A 597-nucleotide genomic window follows, 5' to 3' on the forward strand; every position below is an offset into this window, starting at 1 on the left:
CAGAGGATTGCTTTAGCTCGGGCTTTAATAACCAATCCTAGAATATTAATTCTCGATGAAGCAACAAGTGCCTTGGATTATGAGTCAGAAGCCGAAATTGTTTCGAGGCTTCCTTTAATCTCTAAAGGAAGAACAGTTATTAGTATTGCGCATCGACTTTCGACTTTAGTGCATTGCTCTCGTTTGGTTGATATAGATGAGTTAAATACGTAATGAAAGTGGAGTGGTTTCTTTGTGGGTTATTAATGGTGGTGAACTTTGAATTTTATGAATTTATTTTTAGTCCTAATCTTCTTTTGTTTCAATGTTAAATCTTGTGAGTTGTACCTATATAACTTGGAGAGAACTAACCTTATAAATGTTTATGGTGAAGATATATATGTTGGACAAGATAAGTTGACGGGTTTTTTTTCTGATGACTTGATCATTAGCTTAAAGTATAGGTATGGAATAGGTTTAAATAAGGATCTTGAGAAGTCGTCAGATATTTTATTGTCCTATACTGACTCAAAAATCGGGAGTGGTAAAGACGATTTAGGGATGAAGTATTATCTGCTCGGTACTTATAATTATTCTTGCAAAGACCGTTTTGAAGGG

General features: G+C 34.3%; 1 protein-coding gene and 1 pseudogene. Both read left to right on the forward strand.

The window, feature by feature from the left end:
* Positions 1–174: pseudogene (locus BCT81_RS29660) on the forward strand (ATP-binding cassette domain-containing protein); the annotation flags it as partial.
* Between the two features lie 93 nt (positions 175–267).
* The coding region (locus BCT81_RS29665; RefSeq protein WP_206748019.1) for a hypothetical protein at positions 268–597 on the forward strand (330 nt) is incomplete at its 3' end.

The organism is Vibrio sp. 10N.261.52.A1 (assembly GCF_002876325.1).
Classification (GTDB): Bacteria; Pseudomonadota; Gammaproteobacteria; order Enterobacterales; family Vibrionaceae; genus Vibrio; species Vibrio chagasii.